The organism is Streptomyces sp. NPDC059853, from assembly GCF_042731495.1.
Lineage (GTDB): Bacteria > Actinomycetota > Actinomycetes > Streptomycetales > Streptomycetaceae > Streptomyces.
Genome location: NZ_JBHWJL010000094.1, coordinates 4989 through 12536 on the forward strand (window position 1 = coordinate 4989; position 7548 = coordinate 12536).

5 protein-coding genes and 1 pseudogene are annotated in these 7548 nt (G+C 74.0%); 4 read left to right on the forward strand and 2 right to left on the reverse strand.

All coding sequences use genetic code 11. The features are described from left to right. Positions 1–515: TetR/AcrR family transcriptional regulator C-terminal domain-containing protein (locus ACFV5N_RS12990; RefSeq protein ID WP_385598036.1), on the reverse strand; the 515-nt coding region annotated here is incomplete at its 3' end. Between the two features lie 82 nt (positions 516–597). Next, complete coding sequence (locus ACFV5N_RS12995) at positions 598–3201, reverse strand: ABC transporter permease (protein ID WP_385598039.1); 2604 nt, start codon at positions 3199–3201, stop codon at positions 598–600. 266 nt (positions 3202–3467) lie between these two features. Here ACFV5N_RS12995 and ACFV5N_RS13000 point away from each other — a divergent pair, with 266 nt between their 5' ends. The 4 genes and pseudogenes from ACFV5N_RS13000 to ACFV5N_RS13015 form a co-directional block, all read left to right on the forward strand. Further along, positions 3468–4712, forward strand: a complete 1245-nt coding sequence (locus tag ACFV5N_RS13000; RefSeq protein ID WP_385598042.1) for an acyltransferase family protein — start codon at positions 3468–3470, stop codon at positions 4710–4712. A 4-nt stretch (positions 4713–4716) separates the two neighbouring features. Then, positions 4717–6039 carry a DUF6716 putative glycosyltransferase gene (locus ACFV5N_RS13005; protein ID WP_385598045.1) on the forward strand — a complete coding sequence of 441 codons (1323 nt, stop codon included), beginning with the start codon at positions 4717–4719 and terminating at the stop codon, positions 6037–6039. Positions 6040–6167: 128 nt separating this feature from the next. Then, positions 6168–6827 (forward strand): SurA N-terminal domain-containing protein, encoded by a 660-nt coding sequence (locus tag ACFV5N_RS13010; protein WP_019435286.1) that lies wholly within the window; start codon positions 6168–6170, stop codon positions 6825–6827. Between the two features lie 461 nt (positions 6828–7288). After that, positions 7289–7375: pseudogene (locus ACFV5N_RS13015) on the forward strand (MazG nucleotide pyrophosphohydrolase domain-containing protein); the annotation flags it as partial. Between the last annotated feature and the right edge of the window lie 173 nt (positions 7376–7548).

The following is a 7548-nucleotide window of genomic DNA, read 5'->3' on the forward strand; positions in this document are numbered from 1 at the left end:
GGGTACGTGTCGGCCGGGACACCGGCCCGGGGCGCGGTGGCGTCGCCGGCCGGTGGGGCGAGATGTTCGTCCTGGAGGGCGCCGGTCAGGTAGGCGAGCAGGGCGCGCAGCGCCAGGGCGCGGCGGCGGGGGGTGAATCCGGCCGCCGCGAGCACGCCCAGCACCGTCTCGGACCACTGCCGGAGCGCCTCGGAGGTGTGCCGGTGGGTGACGGTGAGCGGTACGGCGCCGGGGTGGGCGGCGACCGCCGTCCGTACCCGTTCCAGCAGCCCGGCCAGTTGCCGCTGCCACGGTTCGCCGGGGGGCGGCGCGGTGCCGACACCGGCCAGGACCAGGTCCACGATCTGCCGTTCCAGGGCCTCGCGGTCCGGTACGTAGCGGTAGAGCGACATGGTGGCGATGCCCAGTTCGGTGGCCACCGCCCGCATGGAGAGACCGGCGAGGCCGTCGCGGTCGATGACGGCGAGGGCGGCGGTGGCGAGGTGCTGCGGGGTCAGGGAGCGAGGACGGGGCACGGCCGGAAAGCGTACACCTTACGCTTTACGCCCATCCCGGACCGCCTGCCGCCCCGGGCCGCCCGGCCCCGCCCCGCCCGCCTCATTCCGTCCCGATCGCCGTCAGGATGTTCATCCGCCCCGCCCGGAACGCCGGGGCCAGCGCCGCCACCAGCCCGACCAGCGCCGCGCCCGCGAACACCGCCGTGATCACCGGCCACGGGATCTCCAGCACCCGCATCCCCTCCAGCGCCATCAGCCGGTGGCTCGCCGCCCCCCACGCCAGCCCGAGCCCGACCCCCAGCAGCGCCCCGAACAGCGCGATCACCACCGACTCCAGCCGGATCATCCGCCGCAGCTGCCGCCGGGAGAGCCCGATGGCGCGCAGCAGGCCGATCTCGCGGGTGCGCTCCACCACGGCCAGCGCCAGGGTGTTCACCACGCCCAGCACCGCCACCACGATCGCCAGCGCCAGCAGCCCGTAGACCATGTTCAGCAGCTGGCCGATCTGCTCGCGGATCTGCTCCTTCAGCTCGTACTGGTCGCGCAGTTCCATCTGCGGGTACGCCTCCAGCGCCGCTTCCAGGGCGGCCCGCGCCTCCCCGGCCCGTCCCTCCTGGGCCGTGATGAACAGCATGCTGGGCAACGGCAGCGCCTCGGGGCCGACCTGGGCGCGCGCGGTGTCCAGCGAGACGGTCCACACCCCGCCCTCCAGCGCGGACTTCTCGGTGATGGCCCGCACCGTCAGCACGGCCGGGCCCGCGCCCCCGGCGAAGTCGACCCGCACCTCGTCGCCGACGCCGAGCCCGAGCGCCGCCGCCTCGTCCTCGTCGAGGGCCAGCCCGCCACCGGGGCCCTCGTACACCTGCGCGAGATCGCCGTCCGCCGTGTCCAGCCGCAGATCGTCCAGCATCGAGGGCTGCGCGGCGGCCAGCTGCCGCTCCACCTCCGTGCCGTCCGGGGTGGTGGCCGTGGCGGACAGCACCCGGTACTCGGTCACCGACGCCACCGCGCCGCCGTCCGCCCGTACCTCCTCCACCGCCGCGCTCACATCCGGCAGCACCGGGCCGAAGTTGCTCGGGCTGAGCAGGAAGTCGGCACCCACCGACGCGTCGATCTCGTCCGTCGCCGAGGCCACCATCGAGGACCCCACCACCGAGAGACCCGACACCAGCGCCAGGCCGATCATCAGCGCGGCGGCGGTGGCCCCGGTACGGCGCGGGTTGCGCAGCGCGTTCCGCTCGGCCAGCCGCCCCACCGGCCCGAAGACCCGCAGCAGCAGCACGCCCAGTACCCGCACCACGAGACCCACCAGTGCCGGGGCCGCCAGGATCAGGCCCAGCAGGCTCAGCACGATGCCCGCCGCCAGGAACAGCGCGCCGTCCGCGGCCGCGTCCACCGCCGCGGTGACGGCCAGCAGCCCGAGCCCGGCCACCGCGCACCCGGCGCCCAGCGCCGCCCGCACCCGTCCGGCCCGCACGTCCCCCGGGGTCCCGGCGTCCCGCAGCGCGGCCATCGGCGTGATCCGCCCGGCCCGCCGCGCCGGGACGTACGCGGCGAGCAGCGTCACGGCGGTGCCCAGCAGCACGCCGGTCACCGGCACCGACCAGCCGATGGTCAGATCGTCCGTGCTCAGGTTCATGCCGAAGGCGCGCAGCGCCACCATCAGCCCGACCGCCAGCCCGATGCCCGCCGCGAAGCCGAGCACCGAGCCGATCAGCCCCAGCAGCAGCGCCTCGATCAGCACCGAGCGGTTGATCTGGCCGCGCCCGGAGCCGATCGCGCGCAGCAGGCCGATCTCCCGGGTGCGCTGCGCGACCAGCATCGAGAAGGTGTTGACGATGAGGAACACCCCGACCAGCAGCGCGATCCCGGCGAACCCCAGCAGCACGTACCGGACCACCGACATCACCTCGCCGATGGCGTCCCGGCTGTCGTCGGCGTACTCCTGGGCGGTCCGCAGCTGGTACTCCCCGCCGCCGATCGCCGCCGCGACCGCGTCGCGCAGTTCCTCGTCGGTGAGCGAGCCGTCGCCGTCGACGTACAGCTCGGTGAACGCGTCCTCCCCGCCCAGCAGGAAGTCCCGCGCGGCCGGCCCGTCCACGTAGAGGCGGGTCGCGCCGGGGTTGGTGACCGTGTACGCGGCGATGCCGCTGATCCGTACCGGGAAGTCGCCGAACGCCGTCAGCAGCCGCAGCCGGTCGCCCACCGCCAGGTTCTTCCGGTCCGCCGTGTCGGCGTCCACCATGATCTCGCCCGGCCCGCTGGGCGGCGCGCCCTCCCGCACCTCCATGGAGCGCGGTTCCACCGCGGACCAGGCGCTCGCCAGGGTGGGCGCGCCGGTGGTCGGCCCGATGTTCTCGTTCGCCGCGTCCACGACGACCACCAGCGGCGAGGACACGGACCCGGTGACCCGCTCCACCCCCGGTACGGCCGCCACCTCGCCGGCCAGCGCGGCCGGTACGGTGTCGGGCTTGCCGACGGCCGACGGCAGGTCGAAGTTCCCGCCGCGCGACCGCTCCGCCGGTCCGACCATCACATCGGAGGCGGTCCGGGCGAACAGCTTGTCGAACGTCGTGGTCATCGTCGCCGTGAACACCAGGGTCCCGCACACGAACGCCACCGACAGCAGCACCGCCATCCCGGACAGCGCCATCCGGCCCTTGTGGGCCCACAGATTGCGCACCGATGTCCTGAGCACGGCCATGCCCCCGTCCCTTCCCATGATCCGGGTCCGGCGGCCCACTGGTCCGACCGTCCGATGTACGCCCATCAGACTAGAAAGCCGCCCCCGCCCCGGCGTCCTGCCCCGGAACGACCCCTCCCGGCCCGCCACCTAGGGGGACACCCCCGGACCACCCCCGACCGGTACACCGCGTTCACCCGCGCGTTGCCCGCCGTGCATCCAACGACGCAGCGGCCCGGCTAGCCTCCACCGGCCCGTTCCCGCTCCACCGTTCCCGAGGTCGCCCCATGCGCCTGCCCCTCCCCCGGCTGTGGCCCCGCACCAGCAAGGCCCGCCGCGCCAGCCGCGACCCGCACTGGGACAACATCCGCTACTTCTCCGGCGTCCTCGTCGTCTTCGGGCACACCATGGACTCCATCGCCGACCGCGACGGACTGCGCTGGCTCTACATCGCCGGCTGGGCCATGCGCGTCCCCGTCTTCGTCATGGTCGCCGGCTACTTCTCCAGCGCCGGCGCCCTCACCCCGCGCGAGGGCCGCCGGCTCATCGAGTCGATCCTGCTGCCCTACCTCGCCATCGGCCTGCTGCACACCCTCCAGCGGCACTACTACGACGACGGCGAATGGACGTACTACACCGTCGAACCCGCCTGGGGCCTGTGGTTCCTGCTCTCCCTCCTCTTCTGGCGCGCCGGCCTGCCCTACCTCGCCCAGCTCCGGTACCCGCTGGCCACCTCCGTCGTCGTCGCCCTGCTGGCCGGCTACATCGCCGACGTCGGCACCGCCTTCTCCTTCTCCCGCACCCTCACCTTCCTCCCCTTCTTCCTGCTCGGCTGGCGGCTGCGGCAGGGCCTGTTCCGCGACGCGATGCGCGCGCCCTGGAGCCGGTACGCCGCGCTCGGCGTCCTCGCCGTCACCTTCACCGTCTCCTGGTTCGCCCGCCACGACATCAAGCTGGGCTGGCTCTACATGAAGGGCCCCTACGGCCAGGGCCACCTCTTCGACGCCCCGTTCGCCTGGACCACCCGCGCCGCCGTCCTCGCCGCCGGCGCCGTCATCGCGCTCGCCTTCATCCGGCTCGTCCCGCGCCGCCGGCTGCCCGTCATCACCTACCTCGGCGCCGGCGGCCTCACCATCTACCTGCTGCACCCGCTCGTGCTGCGCCCGCTGCTGGAGCGGTACGGCGTCGACTGGGTCGGCCCCTGGCCCGAGCAGGCCGCCCTGCTGCTGTTCGCGATCGCGCTCGCCTCGCTGCTCGCCACCCCGCCGGTACGGTGGCTGTCCCGGCCCCTCGTCCAGCCCCGCATCGGCTGGCTCTTCCGCCCCGAGACCGCGCCGCGCCCCGCCCGCCCCGCGCCCGCCGACGCTCCCACGGAGACCACCCGCCCCACCCGCGCCACCGGCCCCGCGCCCGCCGGTACGCCGGACACCTCCGGTTCACCCGGGCGCCAACTGGCCGTCGCCCCACCGGTGTACAACGGGGTGACGCCCAGCATGACCGAGGACCTCGCGTCCCATCGAAGGGAAACGTAAACGGATGGGAAGCGGAACCCCCCGCGTCGTCGTTCTCGCCGACTCCGACAGCCGCTGGAAATGGGCGGCCTCCGTCGCCCGGCGCATCGCCCCCGACCACGCGATCGACGCCCGCTTCCTGGCCGTCGCCACCACGCCCACCCAGCGGCAGATCGCCGAGGTCGGCATCGTCCCCGACACCACGGCCGTCGTCGACTGCGTCCAGCTGCTGGAGGACCCCGCCGTGCACGCCGCCGACCTGGTGGTGCTCGGCACCACCGGCGGCACCGTGCTCTCCCTCATCCACGCGCTCGGCATCGCCTGGGAGGGCCGCCCGCACCGCCCGCTGCTCGTCACCGGCTACGTCGGCGTCGTCTACGAGAACCTCGTCGACGGGCTGCTGCTGCGCGTCGGCTCCGACCTGATACTCGCCAACTGCGCCCACGACGCCGAACGCTTCCGCGCCGTCTACCGCAGCATCGGCGCCGACCCGGCCGACATCGTGGAGGCCGGACTGCCGTTCCTCGGCGGCGCCCCCTACGACCCGCCCGCCGTCCACGGCGCCTTCGGCCGCACCGCACCCGGCGCCGCCCGCCCCTTCACCGTCACCTTCGCCGTCCAGCCCTCGGTACCCGGCACCCGCGCCGCCCGGCTCGGCATGCTGGAGAAACTGGCCCGGCACGCCCGCCTGCACCCGGACCGCGAAGTCCTCATCAAGCTCCGCAACCGCCCCGGCGAGGCCGTCACCCACACCGAACGCCACTCGTACCAGTCGCTGTACGACGAGCTGCCCGACCCGCCGGCCAACCTCACCCTCGTCTACGGCGACATGGGCGAGGTCCTGGACCGCACCGACCTGCTGGTCACCGTCTCCTCCACCGCCGCCATGGAATCCATCCACCGCGGCATCCCCACCGCGATCCTCACCGACTACGGGGTCCGCGAGGCGCACGGCAACCACTACTTCATCCACTCCGGGCTGCTCGCCTCCTGGGCCGAACTCGACAAGGGCCTCGTCCCCGCCGTCGACCCCGACTGGGCCGCCAGCCGCGGCGTCGGCCACCCCGACCCGTACGCCGACGCCCGCGCCCGCATCGCCGCGCTGCGCGCCGCCGCGCCCGGCACCCTCAAGGCCACCCGCCCCTACTACACGCCGCAGAGCGCATCCGACTACCTGGAGACGCTGCTGGCCCGGCGCGGCCTCGGCCTGGACGGCCGGGCACTGCCGCCCAGCTCCGCACGGCCCGACACCGCCGTACGCCGCCTCATCCGGCGCGGCGCCGGCGGCCTCTACCAGGTCGGCCGCAAACGCGTCGCCCCGGTGATCCGGCGGCTCGCCAAGGGCTGAACCGGGCGCGGGTGGAAAGCCGGGCTGCACAGGGTAGTCACGGGGGTGCAGCCTGCTTAAGATCGACTGACCCAACCGCACCGGACCCACCCGACACCCGGACACCACGCCACCAGCGGGGAGCCGCAATGAAGCGCCGCACCACTGCCCTGTCCGTCACCGCCGCCGCCGTCCTGGTGGCCGCACCGCTGCTGACCGGCTGCTCCACCGGCGCCCATCCGGGAGCGGCGGCCGTGGTCGGCGGGGAGCGCATCTCCATCTCCCAGGTCCAGGGCCACGTCGACGCGGTCCGCGCCGCCCAGCGCGACCAGCCCGACGCCGACCAGCTCATCGCCGCCAGCAGCACCCTCACGAGGGAAACCGTCAACTTCCTCGTCTACCTCCAGGTCGTGGACCGCGCCGCCCAGTCGCAGGGCGTGGACATCACCCGCCGCCAGGTCCAGGAGGCCCGCGCCGACGCCGAGGCCAACGCGGGCGGCCCCGACGCCCTCGCCCAGAGCGCCATCAGCGGCCAGGGCGGGCTGCCGCTCACCGCCGAGCAGATCGACGACGTGCTGCGCAGCAACCTCCAGATCCAGGGCATCGCCGAACAGCTCGGCGTCCTGGAGGACCCGATGGGCGGCGAGAAAATCGGGCAGCTGCTCGCGGAGACCGCCGACGAGGTCGGCGTGGAGATCAACCCCCGCTACGGCACCTGGGACGCCCAGCTCGTCTCCCTGGTCGATCTGGACGAGCCGTGGCTGCGCACCACCGACCGCGATCAGCAGCCGGTTACGCTCGACGGGTGACCTCCGCCGCAGCCGCAGACCCCGGCCGTATCGTCCTGCTCACCACCAGCCACCGGGTGGCGCCCGGACTGCTCTCCTGGCCCGCCTGGGAGCTTCTGCGCGCCGCCGACCGGGTGTACGCGCGCGACGGCCACCCGCTGCTCCCCTACCTCAAGGAAGCCGGGGTGACGGCGGCCGGCCCGGCGCCCGGCGCCACCGGTCTGATGGCGGAGTGCGCGGGCGGCCGGACGGCCGTGGTGCTGGCCGGCGCGGACGGCGAGAGCCGGCTGACCGCCGAACTGGCCACCCTGGCCGGCTCCGGCCGCCACACCATGCCCGCGCTGGAACTGCTGCCCGGCGCCTACGACCTGCCCGGCGCCCGGTTGCTCGACCTCGTGGAGGTCATGGACCGTATCCGCGCCGAGTGCCCCTGGTCCTCCACCCGCACCCACCGGGACCTGGCCAAGCACGGCCTGGAGGAGATGTACGAACTGGTCGAGGCCATCGAGGACGGCGACCGGACCGAACTGCGCGAGGAACTGGGCGACGTCCTGCTCCAGGTGGTCTTCCACGCCCGCATCGCGGCCGAGGACGCCGAGGAGCCGTTCGACATCGACGACCGGTGCAGGGCGAACGCAGGATCGAAGGAATCGAGGGGCTCCGCACCGCCCTCCTGATCCGATTTGTGCTCGCTGCGAGAGTTGACGATCTCCGCTGCCACTTTGTCCTTACCCCTTAATTG

What these genes read in the sequence shown, in the direction of transcription:
- ACFV5N_RS13010 (WP_019435286.1), top strand. Translation starts at nt 6,168, where the DNA reads ATGAAGCGCCGCACCACTGCCCTGTCCGTCACCGCCGCCGCCGTCCTG.
- ACFV5N_RS13000 (WP_385598042.1), top strand. Translation starts at nt 3,468, where the DNA reads ATGCGCCTGCCCCTCCCCCGGCTGTGGCCCCGCACCAGCAAGGCCCGC.
- ACFV5N_RS13005 (WP_385598045.1), top strand. Translation starts at nt 4,717, where the DNA reads ATGGGAAGCGGAACCCCCCGCGTCGTCGTTCTCGCCGACTCCGACAGC.
- ACFV5N_RS12995 (WP_385598039.1), bottom strand. Translation starts at nt 3,201, where the DNA reads ATGGCCGTGCTCAGGACATCGGTGCGCAATCTGTGGGCCCACAAGGGC.